Origin of the sequence: Pseudomonas sp. v388 (assembly GCF_003935425.1) — a bacterium.
GTDB lineage: Bacteria > Pseudomonadota > Gammaproteobacteria > Pseudomonadales > Pseudomonadaceae > Aquipseudomonas.
Map to the genome: position 1 here is coordinate 106487 of NZ_RHQN01000005.1, position 19033 is coordinate 125519.

Below are 19033 nucleotides of genomic sequence, written 5' to 3' on the forward strand. Positions count from 1 at the left end.
GTGATGTAAAAGATTTCATCTCGGGCACGATACCCTGCCAGGCCGCAGTCCTGCTGGTCTGGAGCTGGTTGCTGAAATGTTTGGTGAGCTTTGCAAGTTGCAAAAGCGGCCGTTTTTTTCTATAGGTCACAGCCTTGCCGCTCTGGCCTTTGTCGTTTGTGGGGCCTTGAAGCTGATCCTCAACCAGGGCCGAAGCTGTGCCGGCCCTTTGGGTCACTCGCTCTGTACTGCTTAACTTTGCTCGTTGTGAACGGGAGCCGTATGTCGATACCACGCATGAAATCTTATCTCTCACTGTTCGCCGCCGTGTTCATGCTCGGTCAGGTTGCCGTGGCTCAGGCCGAAGACCTGCCGGACTTCACCGGTCTGGTCGAGCAGGCATCCCCGGCCGTGGTGAACATCAGTACCCGCCAGAAATTGCCGGATCGTGCCGTCGCGGGCCAGCAGATGCCCGACCTGGAAGGTCTGCCGCCGATGTTGCGCGAATTTCTCGAGCGCAGCATGCCGCCAGGGTCTCGCCCGCCAGGCAAGGGCGACCGACAGCGCGAGGCCCAGTCCCTGGGCTCGGGCTTCATCATTTCCGCCGACGGTTATGTGCTGACCAACAACCATGTGATCGATGGCGCTGACGAAATCCTCGTCCGCCTGTCCGATCGCAGCGAACTGAAAGCCCGGCTGGTCGGTACCGATCCCCGCACCGATGTTGCGGTCCTCAAGATCGAGGGCAAGGATCTGCCAACGGCCAAGCTGGGCAATTCCAACAAGCTGAAGGTCGGTGAGTGGGTCCTGGCCATCGGTTCGCCGTTCGGCTTCGATCACTCGGTGACCAAAGGCATCGTGAGCGCCAAGGGCCGCAGCCTGCCGAACGATACCTATGTGCCGTTCATCCAGACCGACGTGGCGATCAATCCCGGCAACTCGGGTGGCCCGTTGTTCAACATGGCCGGCGAGGTCGTGGGGATCAACTCGCAGATCTTTACCCGTTCCGGCGGCTTCATGGGGCTTTCGTTCGCCATCCCGATCGATGTGGCACTCGACGTCGCCAATCAGCTCAAGGCCAACGGCAAGGTCAATCGTGGCTGGCTGGGCGTCGTGATTCAGGAAGTGAACAAGGATCTGGCCGAGTCGTTTGGCCTGGACAAGCCGGCCGGTGCGCTGGTGGCTCAAGTGCTTGAAGACGGCCCGGCGGCCAAGGGCGGCCTGCAAGTGGGTGATGTGATTCTCAGCGCCAACGGCCAGCCGGTCATCATGTCGGCCGACCTGCCGCACCTGATCGGTAATCTCAAGGACGGCAGCAAGGCCGAGCTTGAGGTCATCCGTGACGGCAAGCGTCAGACCCTGACCGTGACCGTCGGCGCATTGCCGGACGAAGGCCAGGAAATGGGCGGCACGCCGGGCGCAGGTTCGGAACGCAGCAGCAACCGCTTGGGTGTTTCGGTGACCGAGCTGACCGCCGAGCAGAAGAAGTCGCTGGATCTCAAGGGTGGCGTAGTCATCAAGGACGTCCTGGGTGGCCCGGCATCGCTCATCGGGTTGCAGTCCGGTGACGTGATCACGCACCTGAACAATCAGGCGATCACCACTGCCAAGCAGTTCACGGACGTGGCCAAGAGCCTGCCCAAGGATCGTTCCGTTTCAATGCGCGTGTTGCGTCAGGGACGAGCGACGTTCATCACCTTCAAGCTTGCCGAGTAACGGAAGCGTTTGATCAGAAAAGGGCGGCTCATACCGCCCTTTTTTGTGGATGCTGTTCAAGGGGCGGGCAGGGTAGTTGCCTGCGAGCGTGACGCCCCTTGCTTCCATCAGGTACAATTCCCGGCTATTTTTCGGCGGGTAAACTGCCTGCAACCTTTTTGAGTGTTGATCCGTGAGTGATTTGAGTCATATCCGCAATTTCTCCATCATCGCCCACATTGACCATGGCAAGTCGACCCTGGCCGACCGCTTCATTCAAATGTGCGGTGGTCTGTCCGAGCGCGAAATGGAAGCGCAGGTCCTCGACTCCATGGACCTGGAGCGTGAGCGCGGCATCACCATCAAGGCCCACAGCGTTACTCTGTATTACAAGGCCAAAGACGGCATCACCTACCAGCTGAACTTCATCGACACCCCGGGCCACGTCGACTTCACCTACGAAGTCAGCCGTTCCCTGGCAGCGTGCGAAGGTGCATTGCTGGTGGTGGACGCCGGCCAGGGCGTCGAGGCTCAGTCCGTCGCCAACTGCTATACCGCCATCGAGCAGGGCCTTGAGGTCATGCCGGTCCTGAACAAGATGGACTTGCCGCAAGCCGATCCGGAGCGCGTCAAGGAAGAGATCGAGAAGATCATCGGCATCGACGCCACCGACGCCGTGGCCTGTAGCGCCAAGAGCGGCATGGGCGTCGATGAGGTGCTCGAGCGTCTGGTTACCACTATTCCGGCGCCGACCGGCAACATCGAAGATCCGCTGCAAGCGTTGATCATCGACTCGTGGTTCGACAACTACCTGGGCGTCGTGTCTCTGGTTCGCGTGCGTCACGGCCGGGTTCGCAAGGGCGACAAGATCCTGGTCAAGTCCACCGGCAAGATCCACCTGGTCGACAGCGTGGGCGTGTTCAACCCCAAGCACACCGCGACCGTTGATCTGAAAGCCGGCGAAGTGGGCTTCATCATCGCCGGTATCAAGGACATCCATGGTGCGCCCGTGGGCGATACCCTTACCCTGAGTTCCACGCCGGACGTCGAAGTGCTGGCCGGCTTCAAGCGCATTCAGCCGCAGGTCTACGCCGGCCTCTTCCCGGTCAGCTCCGACGATTTCGAAGACTTCCGCGAGGCGCTGCAGAAGCTGACCCTCAACGACTCTTCCCTGCAGTACCTGCCGGAAAGCTCCGACGCGTTGGGCTTCGGCTTCCGTTGCGGCTTCCTGGGCATGCTGCACATGGAAATCATCCAGGAGCGCCTCGAGCGCGAATACAACCTGGACCTGATTACCACTGCACCTACGGTTATTTTCGAGCTGCTGCTCAAGACCGGTGAAACGATCTACGTCGACAACCCGTCCAAACTGCCGGACGTGTCGGCCATCGAAGACATGCGCGAGCCGATCGTGCGGGCCAATATTCTTGTGCCTCAAGAGCACCTGGGCAACGTCATTACGCTGTGCATCGAGAAACGCGGCGTGCAGCGCGACATGTTGTTCCTGGGTACCCAGGTTCAGGTGAGCTACGACCTGCCGATGAACGAAGTGGTCCTGGACTTCTTCGATCGTCTCAAGTCGGTCAGCCGTGGCTATGCGTCACTGGACTACCAGTTCGATCGTTACCAGTCCGCCAATCTGGTCAAGCTGGACGTTCTGATCAACGGTGAGAAGGTCGACGCCCTGGCGCTGATCGTGCACCGCGACAATGCGCACTATAAAGGCCGTGCGTTGACGGAGAAGATGAAGGAACTGATTCCCCGGCAGATGTTTGACGTTGCGATCCAGGCGGCCATCGGCGGCCAGATCGTTGCCCGGACAACCGTCAAGGCGCTCAGAAAGAACGTACTGGCCAAATGTTACGGTGGCGACGTGAGCCGTAAGCGTAAGTTGCTGGAGAAGCAAAAGGCCGGTAAGAAACGCATGAAGCAGGTCGGCAACGTGGAAATTCCACAAGAAGCTTTCCTCGCAGTGCTCAGGTTGGAATAGTAAGGTCTTATGTCTCTAAATTTCCCGCTGTTGTTGGTCATCGCTGTTTTTGTCTGTGGCTTGCTCGCACTGCTCGATCTGGTGATCCTGGCGCCTCGGCGCCGGGCTGCCATCTCGAATTACCAGGGCAGCGTCGGCCAGCCGGACATGGCAGTGGTCGAGCGATTGAACAAAGAACCCCTGCTGGTCGAATACGGCAAGTCGTTCTTTCCGGTGTTGTTCATCGTGCTGGTGCTGCGGTCGTTTCTGGTCGAACCCTTCCAGATTCCCTCGGGCTCGATGAAACCGACACTCGATGTGGGTGATTTCATCCTGGTCAACAAATTCTCCTACGGTATCCGCCTGCCGGTGCTGGATCAGAAGGTGATTTCGATCGGTGATCCACAGCGTGGCGATGTCATGGTGTTCCGCTATCCGAGCGATCCGAGCGTCAACTACATCAAGCGCGTAGTCGGCCTGCCGGGTGATCAGATCCGCTACACCAGCGACAAGCGCCTGTTCGTCAATGGTGAGCTGGTGGCCAAGAAGCTGGTCGGCGAAGAGCCCGGCACCCTGGGCAGCGCCGAGCTGTATGAAGAGCAGCTGGGCGCTGTCGAGCACCAGATCCGCCAGGAAATGACCCGTTACCGCGCGCCGCCTGACAAGGAGTGGACCGTACCGGCCGCTCACTATTTCATGATGGGCGACAACCGCGACAATTCCAACGACAGCCGTTATTGGGACGATCCGAACATTCCCAAGGATGAACTGGGGATGGTTCCGGACAAGAACATCGTCGGCAAGGCCTTCGCGGTCTGGATGAGCTGGCCTGAGCCGAAACTCAGCCATCTCCCCAACTTCTCTCGCGTCGGGCTGATCAAGTAAATCAAGGTGGCGCTGCTCAGGCAGCGCCACCTGTCATTCCGGCTGCGTGGATTGATAAACGGGTCTTATCGCACAGGCGGGCTACTCTTGAGGTCAAGGTCGAACATGACGTTTTCTGCTTCTCAGAAAGGGCTTTCGTTGGTGGGCTGGCTGTTGACCCTGGCACTGGTAGCCTTCGGGGTGAGCACCGGATTGAAAGTGGTGCCTCATTACCTCGACAACATGTCGTTGAAGAAGACCATCGAAGCAGTCGATAACAATCAGGCCCTGGATATCACCACGGTCGACGATTTTTACAGTTATGTCGGTAAAAGCATGCAGGTCAACAGTATTCGGGATGTGGATTTGAACAAGGCGTTAAAGGTGACGGTGGCGAACAACAAGTTCAACGCCCATTTGCAATACGAACAGCGCGAGCCGTTGATTCTGAACATCGACCTGGTCCTGAAGTTTGACCAGCAATTCAGCGTGGGCAAACCGTGAGCGTATCCTTGAGTCGCCTGGAGCGTCAGCTCGGTTATACCTTCAAGGATCAGGAGCTGATGGTTCTGGCCCTGACTCACCGCAGTTTTGCCGGTCGCAACAATGAGCGCCTGGAGTTTCTCGGCGACGCGATCCTCAACTTTGTCGCCGGTGAAGCGCTGTTCGAGCGTTTCCCCCAGGCGCGTGAAGGCCAGTTGTCGCGCTTGCGCGCACGTCTGGTGAAAGGCGAAACCCTGGCGTTGCTGGCTCGCGGTTTCGACCTCGGTGAATACCTGCGGCTGGGGTCTGGCGAATTGAAGAGTGGCGGTTTTCGCCGCGAATCGATTCTGGCCGACGCCCTCGAAGCGTTGATCGGTGCGATCTATCTGGACGCCGGCATGGAAGTGGCGCGCGAACGCGTCCTGGCCTGGCTGACCACCGAGTTCGACAGCCTGACGCTGGTCGACACCAACAAAGACCCGAAAACCCGATTGCAGGAATTCCTACAGTCGCGTGCTTGTGATCTGCCGCGCTACGAAGTGGTGGATATCCAGGGCGAACCGCACTGCCGGACGTTCTTCGTTGAGTGCGAGATCACCTTATTGAATGAAAAAAGTCGAGGACAGGGTGTCAGCCGCCGGATCGCCGAACAGGTAGCCGCCGCAGCAGCACTCATCGCCCTGGGCGTGGAGAACGGTAATGACTGATACAACTGCAACACGCTGTGGCTATGTCGCCATCGTCGGCCGGCCCAACGTAGGCAAGTCAACGCTGCTCAACCACATTCTGGGCCAGAAGCTGGCGATCACCTCGCGCAAGCCACAGACCACCCGTCACAACATGCTGGGGATCAAGACCGAAGGCGCTGTGCAGGCGATCTACGTCGATACGCCCGGCATGCACAAGAACAGCGACAAAGCGCTCAACCGCTACATGAACAAGACCGCCTCGGCTGCGTTGAAGGACGTGGACGTGGTGATCTTCGTCGTGGACCGCACCCGCTGGACCGACGAAGACCAGATGGTGCTCGAGCGCATTCAATATGTGCAGGGTCCGGTGATCCTGGCGATCAACAAGACCGACCGCCTCGAAGAGAAAGGCGACCTGATGCCGCATCTGGAATGGCTGCAAGGCCAGCTCCCGAATGCATCCATCGTGCCGATCTCCGCGCAGCACGGGCATAACCTCGACGCGCTGGAAGGGCTGATCGCTTCGCACCTGCCGGAGAACGAGCACTTCTTCCCGGAAGACCAGATCACCGACCGCAGCAGCCGCTTCCTGGCCGCCGAAATGGTTCGCGAGAAGATCATGCGCCAGCTGGGTGCCGAGCTTCCGTACCAGATCACCGTCGAAATCGAAGAGTTCAAGCAGCAGGGTCGTACCCTGCACATCCACGCGCTGATCCTGGTCGAGCGCGATGGCCAGAAGAAAATCATCATTGGCGACAAGGGCGAGCGCATCAAGCGTATCGGCACCGATGCCCGTCGCGACATGGAGCTGCTGTTCGATTCCAAGGTCATGCTCAACCTCTGGGTCAAGGTCAAAGGCGGCTGGTCCGATGACGAACGCGCCCTGCGTTCGTTGGGCTACGGCGACCTTTAACCGGTCCGTTCACCCGGCTCCGCGCCCAGGCGCGTCCGGGTGTAATCCTTCTGTCGAGCCCGCCCGATGAGCACGCCAACCGGCCAACCTGCGTATGTGCTCCATAGCCGTCCGTATCGCGAGAACAGCGCTCTGGTGGATTTCCTCACGCCTTCGGGCCGCCTGCGCGCAGTGTTGCGCAGCGCCAAGGGCAAGGCGGGGTCGTTGGCGCGACCGTTCGTGCCGCTGGAAGTCGAATTTCGCGGACGCAGCGAGCTGAAGAATGTCGGGCGCATGGAGAGCGCCGGAGTCGCCACCTGGATGACCGGCGATGCATTGTTCAGCGGCATGTACCTCAACGAACTGCTGATCCGCCTGCTGCCGGCGGAAGATCCGTTTCCCTCGGTCTTCGAGCACTACGCCGCGACCCTGGTCGCCCTGGGCGCCGGCCGCCCGCTGGAGCCGCTGTTGCGGTCGTTCGAGTGGCGGCTGCTGGACGACCTCGGCTACGGCTTTGCGCTGGATGTCGATATTCACGGCGAACCGTTGGCCGCCGATGGCCTGTATCGGCTGCAAGTCGACGCCGGCCTGGAGCGGGTCTATCTGCTGCAACCGGGGCTGTTCCAGGGCGTGGAACTGCTGGCCATGGCTGAAGCCGACTGGAGCGCGCCCGGTGCGCTGAGCGCCGCCAAGCGTTTGATGCGCCAGGCACTGGCCGTGCATCTGGGCGGCCGTCCGCTGGTCAGTCGCGAACTCTTTCGCAAACCATAGTTTCCGCCGCCCACGGTTTCGCGAAACGCGGCCGCGCCGTATGCTTGCCCGCCTGTATCGCTCAATTTTCAGGAGACACCCGTGACTCAAAGCACTCGCATCCTTCTCGGCGTGAATATCGATCACGTGGCCACGTTGCGTCAGGCCCGTGGGACCCGTTATCCGGACCCGGTCAAGGCCGCGCTGGATGCCGAAGAGGCGGGTGCCGATGGCATCACCGTTCATCTGCGCGAAGACCGCCGCCACATTCAGGAGCGCGACGTATTGCTGCTCAAGGACGTACTGCAGACGCGAATGAACTTCGAGATGGGCGTGACCGAAGAAATGCTCGCATTCGCCGAGCGTATCCGCCCGGCCCATGTGTGCCTGGTGCCCGAGACACGACAGGAATTGACCACCGAAGGCGGGCTGGACGTGGCCGGTCAGGAGGCGCGGATCAAGGCCGCTGTGGAGCGTTTGGCGAAGATCGGTTGTGAAGTGTCGTTGTTCATCGATGCCGACGAGCAGCAGATCGCCGCGTCAAAGCGTGTGGGTGCGCCGGCCATTGAGTTACATACCGGGCGCTATGCCGACGCACAGACCCCGGCCGAGGTCGCCGAAGAACTCAAGCGCATTGCCGACGGCGTGGCGTTCGGCGTGGCTCAGGGCCTGATCGTCAATGCCGGGCATGGCCTGCATTACCACAACGTCGAAGCCGTGGCGGCTATCAAAGGCATCAACGAACTGAACATCGGTCACGCGCTGGTGGCGCATGCCCTGTTTGTCGGCTTCAAGGCGGCGGTTGCCGAGATGAAAGCGCTCATCACAGCCGCTGCCCGGTAAGCGCCCATTACGGGGGCTTGTCCGCCATCGGTAGCAAGCTCCTACCGGGTCGCGGCGTCTTTTTACCCGTCGCCAGCTTGCTGGCAACGACGGTGGACAAGTCAGGGCTTGCGGCCCACGATTACCGCACGCATCGGCGCCGGCAGGCCTTCTACAGTCTTGCTGTGATCCTGCGGATCGAGGAAATGGCTCAGCGACTGATAGCGCATCCACTCGGTGCTGCGTTGTTCTTCGACCGTCGTGGTGCTGACGTCGACGCAGCGCACATCGACGAAACCGGCTCGTCGCAACCACAATTCCAGCGCCGGCACCGACGGCAGGAACCAGACGTTGCGCATCTGCGCGTAGCGATCCTCCGGCACCAGCACCTGCTGCACATCGCCGGGAACCACCAGCGTCTCCATTACCAGCTCGCCACCCTTGACCAGGCAGTCCTTCAACGCCAGCAAATGGTCGATGGGCGACTTGCGGTGATACAGCACGCCCATGGAGAACACGGTATCGAAGCCTTCGAGACTGGCGGGCAGGTCTTCCAGAGCGAACGGCAAGTGCCACGCCGGCAGATCCGGCAAATAGCGCTGCATCGCCTGGAACTGACAGAAGAACAACCAGTTGGGGTCTACGCCGATCACGCTGTCCGCGCCGGCGCCGAGCATGCGCCACTGGTAGTAGCCATTGCCGCAGCCCACATCCAGTACACGCTTGCCCTTGAGATCAAGGTGCGGCGAAACCCGTGACCATTTCCAGTCCGAGCGCCATTCGGTGTCGATATGCACGCCGAACACATTGAACGGCCCTTTGCGCCACGGCGACAGCCCCATCAGAGCGGTGCGCAGCTGCGTGCGGGTTTCGCCATCGCAGTCGACATCCAGCGTGAAACTGTCGGCCAGGTCAACGCGGCTCGGCGTCAGCCTGGGCAGGGCATCCAGCGCGCTCTGCCAGCGTTGCAGGTCGCCGTGACCTTTCGCCATCTTTGCGTCGAGCTGGGCTTGCAGGCCGTTGGCCCAAGCGGCCAGGGGTGTGCCCGCCAGACGGCGGACGAGTGGAGCGAGATCAATCATGGCAGGGCAATCAACGAGGCAAAGTTAAGGCATTGGAACCAGGGCACTACCTTGGAGAATCCGGCGGCCAACAGGCGCTCACGGTGTTCCTCCAGGCTGTCGGGTTTCATGACGTTCTCGATGGCGCTACGCTTCTGGGCAATTTCCAGATCGCTGTAGCCATTGGCACGTTTGAAAGCGATATGCAGGTCGGTCAGCAGTGCCTGTTCTTGCGGATCGTTGAAGCGCAGCTTCTCCGAAAGAATCAGCGCGCCGCCTGGCACCAGCGCCTGGCGAATCCGACCGAGCAGTTCGTGACGCTGATCGGGTGGAATGAATTGCAGGGTGAAGTTCAGTGCGACCACCGACGCGGGTTTGAAAGGCAGCGCGAGAATGTCGCCTTCGATGACCTCAACCGGCAGCAGCTCCTGAAACATCGAGTCCTGAGCATTGAGGTATTCACGGCAGCGCTCGACCATCGCCGCCGAGTTGTCCACGGCCACTACACGGCAGCCGTCGGTACGAACATGACGGCGCAGCGCCTGGGTCACGGCACCCAGCGAACTGCCCAGGTCATAGAGCACGGTATCAGGCCTGGCGAACTGAGCCGCGAGCACGCCAAGGTTTTCGACAATGGTCGGGTAGCCGGGCACCGAGCGCTTGATCATGTCCGGGAAGACCCGCACGACGTCTTCATTGAAGGCGAAGTCGGGCACCTGGGCCAGTGGCTGGGCGAAAAGGCGATCGGGTTCTTTGCTCACGGCGGTTCCGGCAGGCGGTCTGAAAGGGCGGCATTCTAGCCAAGTTACGGCCGGGATGCATGGGCCAGATCGACTTGTCTGATGAGCCGCCGTTGCCTCAATGGACCGAGATGGAACAGTCGAAGGTGGCCTGCGGCGTGACTTCAGGCGCCCACGGTTGCTGATAGACCATCAACAGACGTCCGCTGCCGGCTTCGGCTGCCTTATAGCGCCAGACCGACTGCCCGGCGCTGCCGACCATGTCCATCTGTTCAGCACTTGAATAAACCTCGGGGCCGAGACTGCGCAACACGCCGGAACCCGGGTTCTGCACCTGCCAGCGAAAGCCGGTGGTGGGGTTGCTGGGCAACGTCAGAATCAGTGTCTGGCCGGCACTCAGGTTCAGCGGGCAGTCGCCTTGTTCTTCGATAGAAACGGTGTTGTGAGCGGTCTGAGCGCAAGCGGTGAGCAAGGCAAAGCCTAGCGGAGCTAGAAAGCGGGCAGGGGTCATTGGCAAGGTCCGATTTTGCGTGACGATGCGGGAGGATAACCGATGGTGGGCAGGGCGTCTGTTTTCCCGCGGGTGCCTGTGCGGCAGTCTTCGCCGGCAAGCCGGCTCCTACAGGCATCGGACGCACTGCGATTGTGTAGGAGCCACCGGGCGGCGATCCGCCGCATCCGAAAACTTCTTCGCGAAGTGAACGGTGATGCCTTCCTTCAGGTAGTCCGGCAGTTCTTCGAAGTTGCCGCGGTTGGATTCCGGCAGGATCAGTTCGTTGAACGGCGGAGCGATTAGATAGGAACAGCCGTAACGCCGGGGCTCAGAAAGTCGATATGGTAGCCCGTCGAACCGTCGCCGATGGCGAGGTGGACGCCCTCGATGCCTTCGTTGAGCTGAGAATTCACAGCGTAATTAATCAAGGGTTGTATCGAGCGGTTAACGCCTATGGCGAACTCCGTCACACTGAGCCGCCGGGTGCCTGCGGCTTGCTCTAAAAGTTCGAGGTGTTCTCCATCGGCATTTTTCAATGACACGATCTGATTATTTTCTATTGTGATGCTCCCCGCAGAAACGCTGATGCTTTTCATCAGTTTCTCAATACGGATCTCTAAACTTTTTGATTCCTCTACGTGCTTGCTTCGGCGCGCACTCAGGATCCCGGACACCTTCAAATACCCTTCGATGGAAAATGGACAGGGGTGCCCAGCATTCATGTGGGCGTAATGTACTTCGAAAAACTCTGCAACGGAATGGATAAAGTTCTCCTCTAAATCGCTTTTTATCATCGCGTAAGGTGTTGAGTCTTCTTTTATTACAACGCTGGCCATGGAGTGCTCGCCAACAAGATGTAAGCTCTTATGGTGTTTCAGTATGGAAAGTATCTTTCCTTGAGTGTTTAGAGCTTCGATGAAGTCGCTCTTTAGTATCAGGCTCAAGGTGTAGAGTGCCGAACCAACTGAGGCGTCAAATACATGAAGCGGACAAAATATACATTTTCTGACAGGTGTAATTTTCGCCGTTTCGAAAATAAGCCTCGCAGCTTCGTCAGAAAATGAAAATGCCACACTGTGCCCGGGTAGTTTTATCCCCTTTTTAAGGGCGTGTGTGAGGAAACCGAGTTTTCTGCATTCAGAAAGAAAGTCGACGGAGTCCGACACTATTGATAGTTTACGGGCAGTCAGCAGGCTTTTGACAGGGTTTTTGATGAGCATCTTGTTGCCACCCAAAAGGGCTGCAAGCGCACGTCTGGGCACGCTTGCAGGTAGGTTGTGCTGATAGCATCAATATTTGTCAGGCCCAGGCTAGTGGGGGCCAGCTAAATCCGTGCTGGTCGGCCGTAAGTCTGTTTGGCTTTTTTGTTTCAGGTTTGGCGCGTTTCATGGTTTTGTCCTCGATTGCTTACTTTGATGTGCCGCTTAGCTACAGTGGCGACATTATTTAAACATGTTGTCGCTGTCGGGTGTCAATCTGGGTTGCGAAGAGTAGTGGAGGTTTTTATATTGTTGCATCATAAGTTGTAGTGCTCAGATCATGTATGGCTATTAGTGTGGGAAATAACTGTAATTGATTTCTGAAATTCAGCGGGTGCCACCCGTTAGACTTCATTTGCTGGTGCGGAGAGCCTGGAGTAGTTGTATTTTGACTTCGTAAGAACTTTGTGTCTGTAGCTGGAGAATCCAAATGGAAGTTGCAAGAAAAACACTCAGTCAGGCAGCGCTCGAAAACTCTTTAAGCCTTGAAGATCTCACAGAGCTTTCTTTCGCCGGCGAGTCTCACGCCGTCCGGCTCCTTTATCTCAAAATTCTCGAAGACATCAGGCGTAGCGGTTGGCCCCAGGCGGTGATCCTGACTGGGCAGAGGGTCGTGTCTGCTCAGGAGAATTACGGTCTGCTGGGGTACGATCCAGCAGAAGTAACCTTGGGGAATGAGCACACTCGTTGGGTAACCGAAACCACGCTGCTTCGTACACAAACCACCAGTCAGATCCCCGCAGCTTTGAGGGTTGCGGCGCAGCGGCGCAAACCGCAGGAGTTGGTGACACTCGCCGCCCCCGGCATGACTTACCGTAGAGATACCCGCGACCGTTGGCATTGCGCCGAGCCGCATCAGATGGATATCTGGGTATTGGGTGATCCGGACATTTCTACATCCGACAATCTGTTGAAACTGGTCAGTGACATTCTCGCATCGGCTGTTCCCGGTCAATCATGGGAGTACAGCCACAGCCCGCATCATTACACCGAAGAAGGAATTGAGATAAATGTGATCAATGACGGCTGCCGGGTGGAGGTGCTGGAGTGTGGCCGAATTGCTCGTTCTCTGTTGCAGCGGTTAGATATTGACCCGCAGCAACATGGAGGACTGGCGCTGGGCATGGGCCTGGACCGGCTGGTCATGCTGCATAAAGGAATACCTGATATCCGGTTGTTACGTGATCCTCATCCACGCGTTCGATCACAAATGCTTGATCTAGCGCCATGGAGGTCGGTTTCGCGACTGCCATCAATCATTAGAGATATTTCCCTCGCGGTCACGCCAGGTCAAAGTGAAGAGTTATTGACGGAAAAAATGTTAAGCGCTGCCGGAGATTCAGCGGGGTGGATCGAGGAGATGCAGGTCAAAGGGCGTTGGAAATACGAGGATTTGCCTGATAAAGCGATTCAGCGACTGGGAATGTCGTCTGGACAGGAAAATGTATTACTGCGGGTAGTGCTGCGCGATTGCTCTCGATCCATTACGACTGAGGAAGCCAATGTTGTGTACGAGCGCATTCAAGAGCACTTGCATGAAGGCTTACCTGGAGGAGGGTATCGAATCAATAAGGAATAGGTGTACGCGGCGCGCGTCGCGCGCCGCTAGGATTGATGGTTAAAACAGCACCTTCGCCACATCCGAAAACTTTTTCGCGAAGTGAACGGTGATGCCTTCTTTCAGGTAGTCCGGCAGTTCTTCGAAGTTGCCGCGGTTGGATTCCGGCAGGATCAGTTCGTTGATTTTCTGGCGGCGGGCGGCGATGACTTTTTCGCGCACGCCGCCAATCGGCAGGACATGGCCGGTCAGGGTCAGTTCGCCGGTCATGGCCACGCCTTTTTTCGGCGGTTGATTGCGCGCCAGGGACAGCAATGCACTGGCCATGGTCACCCCGGCACTCGGGCCGTCCTTGGGGGTTGCGCCTTCGGGCACGTGCAAGTGCACGAACGCTTCATCGAAGAACTTGGCATCGCCGCCAAACTTCGCCAGGTTGGAACTGACGTAGCTGTAGGCGATTTCAGCGGATTCCTTCATGACCTCACCCAACTGGCCGGTCAGCTTGAAGCCACGGTTGAGAGTGTGGATGCGGGTGGCTTCGATCGGCAGCGTCGCGCCGCCCATGCTGGTCCAGGCCAGGCCAGTGATCACGCCGGTGCCGGACAATACTTGTTCACTGCGGAATACCGGCATGCCCAGTGAGGCTTCCAGGTCCTTGGGGCCGATCTTGATCACCGAGTCCGGCGCGTCTATCAGTTTCACCACCGCCTTGCGCACCAGTTTGCCGAGCTGTTTTTCCAGCTGTCGGACACCGGCTTCCCGTGCGTAGCCGTCGATCACGGCGCGCAGCGCGGCATCGTTGATGGACAATTTCGATTTAGCCACGCCGGCCTTGGCCAGTTGCTTGGGCCACAGGTGACGCTTGGCGATCGCCAGTTTTTCTTCGGTGATATAGCCGGAAAGGCGAATGACTTCCATGCGGTCCAGCAACGGGCCGGGGATGGAATCGAGGGTGTTGGCGGTGCAGACGAACAGCACTTTGGACAGGTCCAGGCGCAGGTCCAGATAGTGATCGAGAAATTCGACGTTCTGTTCCGGGTCCAGGGTTTCCAGCAAGGCGGAGGCGGGGTCGCCCTGGTAGCTCTGGCCCATCTTGTCGATTTCATCGAGCATGATGACCGGGTTCATGACCTCCACGTCATTGAGCGCCTGCACCAGCTTGCCCGGTTGGGCGCCGATGTAGGTGCGGCGGTGGCCCTTGATCTCGGCTTCGTCACGCATGCCGCCCACGCTCAGGCGGTAGAACGGCCGGCCCAGGGATTCGGCGATGGAACGGCCGACGCTGGTCTTGCCCACGCCCGGCGGGCCGACCAGCAGCACGATGGAACCACTGATTTCGCCCTTGTACGCGCCAACCGCGAGGAATTCGAGAATGCGCGACTTGATGTCGTCCAGCCCTGCGTGATGCTCGTCGAGCACCTTGCGGGCGTGCTTGAGGTCCAGCTTGTCCTTGCCGTAGACGCCCCACGGCAACGAGCTGGCCCAATCCAGATAGTTACGCGTGACGGCGTACTCCGGCGAGCCGGTCTCCAGCACCTTGAGCTTGCCGATTTCTTCGTCGATCTTCTTGCGCGCCTGGGCGGGCAAGGTCTTGCCTTCAAGGCGTTGTTCGAATTGCTCGATGTCGGCGCTGCGGTCGTCCTTGCTCAGGCCCAGCTCCTGCTGAATGACCTTGAGCTGTTCCTTGAGGAAGAACTGGCGTTGATGCTCGCCGATCTTGCGATTGACCTCGGCAGAGATCTCCTTCTGCAAGCGAGCGACCTCGACTTCCTTGCGCAGCATCGGCAGCACTTTTTCCATGCGCTTGAGCATGGGCACGCAATCGAGGACTTCCTGCAACTCGACACCGGTGGCGGAAGTCAGCGCGGCGGCGAAGTCGGTCAGCGGTGACGGGTCGTTGGGGCTGAAGCGGTTGAGGTAGTTCTTCAGCTCTTCGCTGTACAGCGGGTTGAGCGGCAGCAGCTCCTTGATGGCGTTGATCAGTGCCATGCCGTAGGCCTTGACCTCGTCGGTCGGCTCGTTGGGCTGGTGCGGGTATTCGACTTCCACCAGATACGGCGGGCGATGGTGCTTGAGCCAGGTGCGGATGCGCACACGGCTCAGGCCCTGTGCAACGAACTGCAAGCGCCCGTTTTCGCGGCTGGCGTGGTGCACCTTCACCAGCGTGCCGTATTCGGGCAGCGCCTCGGTATTGAAGTGGCGGGTATCGTCCTGCGGCGTGTCCATGAAAAACAGCGCCAGCGAGTGGTGATCGGATTTGCTGACCAGTTCCAGGGTTTCGGCCCACGGTTCTTCGTTGACGATGACCGGCAACACCTGCGCCGGGAAAAACGGGCGATTGTGGATCGGGATGATATAGACCTTGTCCGGCAGGTTCTGGCCGGGCAGGGCAAGGGAGGTGCCGTGGGAACTCAGTGACACGTCATGCTCGGCTGCATCGTGTTGCAAATCTGGCGAGTCTGTCTGCTGGTCGTTCATAGGGCACCTGCGAAATTGAACATGGCTCTTAGATGGGGCAGCGGGCCTCAGGTTTCAATGGCAGCGGTCGATAGTGTGGTTATGGGCAAAAAGCCCACGGAGGCAGGGACGGATAAACCTTTCGTTGCGTTTGGCTGGATCAGGCAGAAAATCCTGCTCGTTTGCGTGCATCACCACGTAAGCCCGTTGATCTGCACGCGAGACACATCACTGCCAGGGTCGGCTTTTCAACTTACCGGCAGTGCCATTGTGGATCGAAAAAATATGACCAACCTGATTTCCAAGGCGTTGCTGGCCGGCGTGTTCATGGGCGTCGTGGCCAACGCCCCGGCGGCGTCGCTGACCGCCCAGGTCGTCGACCAGCAGGGCCAGCCGTTGGCCGATGCGGTGGTGACCCTCAAAGGCCCGGCCAGCGCGCCGGGCGCCGCGAAGGCCGACATGGATCAGCGTGATCAGGAATTTTCGCCACGGGTGTTGGCGGTTCATACCGGCACCCAGGTGAAATTCCCCAACAGCGACAACATTCGCCATCAGGTCTATTCCTTTTCGCCCGCCAAGCGTTTCGAGTTGCGTCTGTACGAGGGCACGCCGTCAGAGCCGCTACTGTTCGACAAGCCGGGCGTGGTGGTGCTGGGCTGCAACATCCATGACTGGATGGTCGGCTATATCTATGTCACCGACGAGCCACTGTTCGGCGTGACCGACAGCAACGGCACGCTCAAGCTCGAGCAGGTGCTGGCCGGTCATTACGAAGCGACCCTCTGGCACCCGCGCACCGAAGACATGCAGCCATCGTCAGGCGGCAGTTTTGACGTGCCTGCGGCGGGTCTGGTTCAGCGTTTCAACCTGCCGGTCCAGCCAGGTTCGGATGACAAACCGTCCAAGCCTGCGGCGGGCGGCTTCGGTGATGCCTTCCACAAGGCAGCCCATGAATGAACCTTAGAACCAGCTTTCAGGCGCGCATCGCCTGCGTGTTGATCGCGTTGCTGCTGGTGGTGGTCGTGGCGGTGTTCCTTGCCGTCAAGGTCGCCACCAACGATGCGGTGCACACGCAGGCCCAGGCTCAACTGGAAGTGGGTAGCCGGGTGTTCGAGCGGCTGATCGATTTGCGCGGCCGGCGGCTGCGCGACGCGGTGCAACTGCTGTCGGCGGACTTCGGCTTTCGCGATGCCGTGGCCAGTGAGGATTCCTCGACCATTCGGTCAGTGCTGCTCAACCACGGCAAGCGCATCAACGCCAGCGACATGTTCCTGCTGGGCATGGACGGTACGGTGGTCGCCAGTACCGTAGAGAATGTGTCGGAGGGTTCCAGGTTCGTCTACGACCAGGCGCTGCGGGCGGCCAAGCGCAATAACCAGTCAGTGCTGATCGTGCCCGGCGGCGGCACTCCGCACCTGTTGGTGGAGAGTACGGTGCTGGCGCCGTTGCCGCTGGGCCGTGTGGTCATGGGTTTTTCCATCGACAGCGACATCGCCCAGGAGCTGCGCTCGCTCAGTGGGTTGGAAGTGTCGTTCCTGACCGTTGAAAATGGCCAGCCGGGCAAGCTGATCAGCACCCAGCCCGAGGCGCTGCACGCCAGTCTGGTGGATTTCATGCGAAATGCCTCCGGCGCCCAGACCAGCGTAACCGAACAGTCCAACCAGAACTTTCTCAGCCAGACGCTGATGCTGGCCAACGCCGGCAGCGCCGGCGGTGGCCAGGTGATTGCGCTGCTGCAAAGTCCGCTGGACAAGGCGTTGCAAGCGTTCGCCCCGCTGGATGAAAAGATTTTCTGGATATCCATGGCCGCCTTGCTCGCCTCGCTGGTGGGCACTCTTGCCCTGGCGCGCAGTGTGTCGCTACCGGTGCGGGCGCTGGCGCTGGCGGCCAAGCGCATCGGTGACGGCGATTACGAAACCCCGGTGAAAATGGCCCGTAGCGACGAGCTGGGCATGCTCGCCGATGCGATCAACACCATGCAGCACGGCATTTCGGTGCGCGAAGGTCAACTGGCGCATAACGCGCTGCACGATGCGCTGACCGGGCTGCCCAACCGGGCGCTGGTGCTGGAGCGTCTGGGCAGCTCCATTGCCGCGCAGCGTCCGGTGGCGCTGATGTACCTGGGCATCGAGAACCTTGCCGCAGTCAACGAGAGTTGCGGTGCCGACGGCGTGGACCAGCTGCTGCGCCAGGTCGGTCAGCGTCTGCAGGACACCCTGCGTTCCGGCGATACCGTTGCGCGACTGACGGCCAACGAATTTCTGCTGTTGCTCGACCACACCACCAGCGATGGCGCCGTGGCGATGGGCGACACCTTGCAGCGCCTGCTGATCGAGCCGCAGCGGATCGACACTCAGGAAATCGTTCTGGACAGCTGCATCGGCATCGCGGTGTACCCGGAACACGGCGACTCGCCGCAGGAGCTGGTCAGCCGCGCGGCCATTGCCCGCAAGGACGCCGCGACCATGGCCGGGCGCATGCACATCTACGAAGATGGCCGCGATCTCGCGCATCAGCGGCAAATCAGCCTGATTCGCGACCTGCGAAAAGCCGCCCGCAATGGCGAGCTGATGCTGCATTACCAGCCCAAGCTGGATATTCGTCAGGGCCGGGTGCGTCAGGCCGAAGCCCTGCTGCGCTGGACCCACCCGCAGTTCGGCAACGTGTCTCCCGCTGAATTCATCATCCTGGCCGAGCGCACCGGCAGCATTCAGTTGCTGACCAATTGGGTGATCGAGGAAGCCATGCGCCAATTGGCCGAGTGGAATCGACGCGGTCTGGTGTTGCAGCTGTCGGTCAACATTTCGGCCGACGACTTGCTCGGCACCGATCTGGTCGGTTACGTGATGCGTCTGCTCAAACAGTACGGTGTGCCCGCCAATCAGTTGATTTTCGAAATCACCGAAAGCGCGGTGATGAGCGAACCTGAACAGGCGCTGGTGGTTCTGCACCGTCTGCGCGACTGCGGCATCAGCCTGTCCGTCGACGATTTCGGCACCGGCTATTCCTCTCTGGCGCACCTCAAGCGCCTGCCGGTGCAGGAGCTGAAGATTGATCAATCGTTCGTCCGCAACCTGGATGACACCAGTGAAGATGCCGTGATCGTGCGTTCCACCATCGAAATGAGCCACAACCTGGGGCTCAAGGTGGTGGCCGAAGGCGTCGAGTATCAGCACAGCCTGGATCTGCTCCAGCGCTGGCATTGCGACACCGCCCAGGGTTACCTGATCAGCAGACCGCTGACTGCGTCGGCGTTCGAAGCCTGGGTCGCCCAGTCCCCGTTCTCTTCCAGTCCCACACCCAGCCTGATGGTTAATTGAGT

Annotated in this window: 16 protein-coding genes and 1 pseudogene; 11 read left to right on the top strand and 6 right to left on the bottom strand. The window is 59.5% G+C overall.

Going from position 1 to position 19033, the window contains the following annotated elements:
• Positions 1-276: 276 nt before the first annotated feature.
• The 8 genes from EGJ27_RS13315 to pdxJ all read left to right on the top strand — a co-directional run bounded on the left by EGJ27_RS13315 (position 277) and on the right by pdxJ (position 8164).
• Complete coding sequence (locus tag EGJ27_RS13315) at positions 277-1695, top strand: DegQ family serine endoprotease (RefSeq protein ID WP_256672820.1); 1419 nt, start codon at positions 277-279, stop codon at positions 1693-1695.
• Positions 1696-1867: 172 nt separating this feature from the next.
• Complete coding sequence (lepA, locus tag EGJ27_RS13320) at positions 1868-3664, top strand: translation elongation factor 4 (RefSeq protein WP_125831210.1); 1797 nt, start codon at positions 1868-1870, stop codon at positions 3662-3664.
• Between the two features lie 9 nt (positions 3665-3673).
• Complete coding sequence (lepB, locus tag EGJ27_RS13325) at positions 3674-4528, top strand: signal peptidase I (RefSeq protein ID WP_125831211.1); 855 nt, start codon at positions 3674-3676, stop codon at positions 4526-4528.
• 105 nt (positions 4529-4633) lie between these two features.
• Entirely contained in the window at positions 4634-5011 is a 378-nt protein-coding gene (locus EGJ27_RS13330) for a DUF4845 domain-containing protein (protein WP_125831212.1), read from the top strand.
• Positions 5008-5697 (top strand): ribonuclease III, encoded by a 690-nt coding sequence (gene rnc / locus EGJ27_RS13335; protein WP_125831213.1) that lies wholly within the window; start codon positions 5008-5010, stop codon positions 5695-5697. Before EGJ27_RS13330 ends, rnc begins: the two co-directional genes overlap by 4 nt.
• Positions 5690-6592, top strand: a complete 903-nt coding sequence (era, locus tag EGJ27_RS13340; protein WP_125831214.1) for a GTPase Era — start codon at positions 5690-5692, stop codon at positions 6590-6592. The genes rnc and era overlap by 8 nt, the downstream gene beginning before the upstream one ends.
• Positions 6593-6658: 66 nt before the next feature.
• On the top strand, positions 6659-7342 hold the full coding sequence (gene recO, locus EGJ27_RS13345; protein ID WP_125831215.1) for a DNA repair protein RecO: 684 nt from the start codon (positions 6659-6661) through the stop codon (positions 7340-7342).
• Positions 7343-7423: 81 nt separating this feature from the next.
• The gene (gene pdxJ, locus EGJ27_RS13350) at positions 7424-8164 is read left to right on the top strand and encodes a pyridoxine 5'-phosphate synthase (protein ID WP_125831216.1); all 741 of its coding nucleotides are present in this window, start codon (positions 7424-7426) and stop codon (positions 8162-8164) included.
• Between the two features lie 101 nt (positions 8165-8265).
• On the opposite strand, the gene cmoB is transcribed toward pdxJ, so the two are convergent.
• From cmoB to EGJ27_RS13370, 5 genes and pseudogenes are all read right to left on the bottom strand, one after another.
• Complete coding sequence (gene cmoB, locus EGJ27_RS13355; protein ID WP_125831217.1) at positions 8266-9225, bottom strand: tRNA 5-methoxyuridine(34)/uridine 5-oxyacetic acid(34) synthase CmoB; 960 nt, start codon at positions 9223-9225, stop codon at positions 8266-8268.
• Positions 9222-9965, bottom strand: a complete 744-nt coding sequence (gene cmoA / locus EGJ27_RS13360; RefSeq protein ID WP_125831218.1) for a carboxy-S-adenosyl-L-methionine synthase CmoA — start codon at positions 9963-9965, stop codon at positions 9222-9224. The genes cmoB and cmoA overlap by 4 nt, the downstream gene beginning before the upstream one ends.
• A gap of 97 nt (positions 9966-10062) precedes the next feature.
• A complete protein-coding gene (locus EGJ27_RS13365) occupies positions 10063-10455 on the bottom strand; it encodes a protease inhibitor I42 family protein (RefSeq protein WP_125831219.1) in 393 nt (130 codons plus the stop codon).
• A 108-nt stretch (positions 10456-10563) separates the two neighbouring features.
• A pseudogene (locus tag EGJ27_RS25335) lies at positions 10564-10719 on the bottom strand (hypothetical protein); the annotation flags it as partial.
• 17 nt (positions 10720-10736) lie between these two features.
• The gene (locus tag EGJ27_RS13370; RefSeq protein ID WP_125831220.1) at positions 10737-11657 is read right to left on the bottom strand and encodes a hypothetical protein; all 921 of its coding nucleotides are present in this window, start codon (positions 11655-11657) and stop codon (positions 10737-10739) included.
• Between the two features lie 469 nt (positions 11658-12126).
• Between EGJ27_RS13370 and EGJ27_RS13375 the strand changes: the two genes are divergently transcribed.
• On the top strand, positions 12127-13275 hold the full coding sequence (locus EGJ27_RS13375) for a hypothetical protein (protein WP_125831221.1): 1149 nt from the start codon (positions 12127-12129) through the stop codon (positions 13273-13275).
• 39 nt (positions 13276-13314) lie between these two features.
• Here the strand turns inward: EGJ27_RS13375 and lon are convergent, their stop codons facing one another.
• Entirely contained in the window at positions 13315-15732 is a 2418-nt protein-coding gene (gene lon / locus EGJ27_RS13380) for an endopeptidase La (RefSeq protein ID WP_125831222.1), read from the bottom strand.
• Positions 15733-15996: 264 nt separating this feature from the next.
• On the opposite strand from lon, the gene EGJ27_RS13385 reads away from it, so the two are divergent.
• Both EGJ27_RS13385 and EGJ27_RS13390 read left to right on the top strand, forming a co-directional pair.
• Positions 15997-16668, top strand: a complete 672-nt coding sequence (locus EGJ27_RS13385) for a methylamine utilization protein (RefSeq protein WP_125831223.1) — start codon at positions 15997-15999, stop codon at positions 16666-16668.
• Entirely contained in the window at positions 16665-19031 is a 2367-nt protein-coding gene (locus tag EGJ27_RS13390) for an EAL domain-containing protein (protein WP_125831224.1), read from the top strand. The genes EGJ27_RS13385 and EGJ27_RS13390 overlap by 4 nt, the downstream gene beginning before the upstream one ends.
• Positions 19032-19033: the final 2 nt, after the last annotated feature.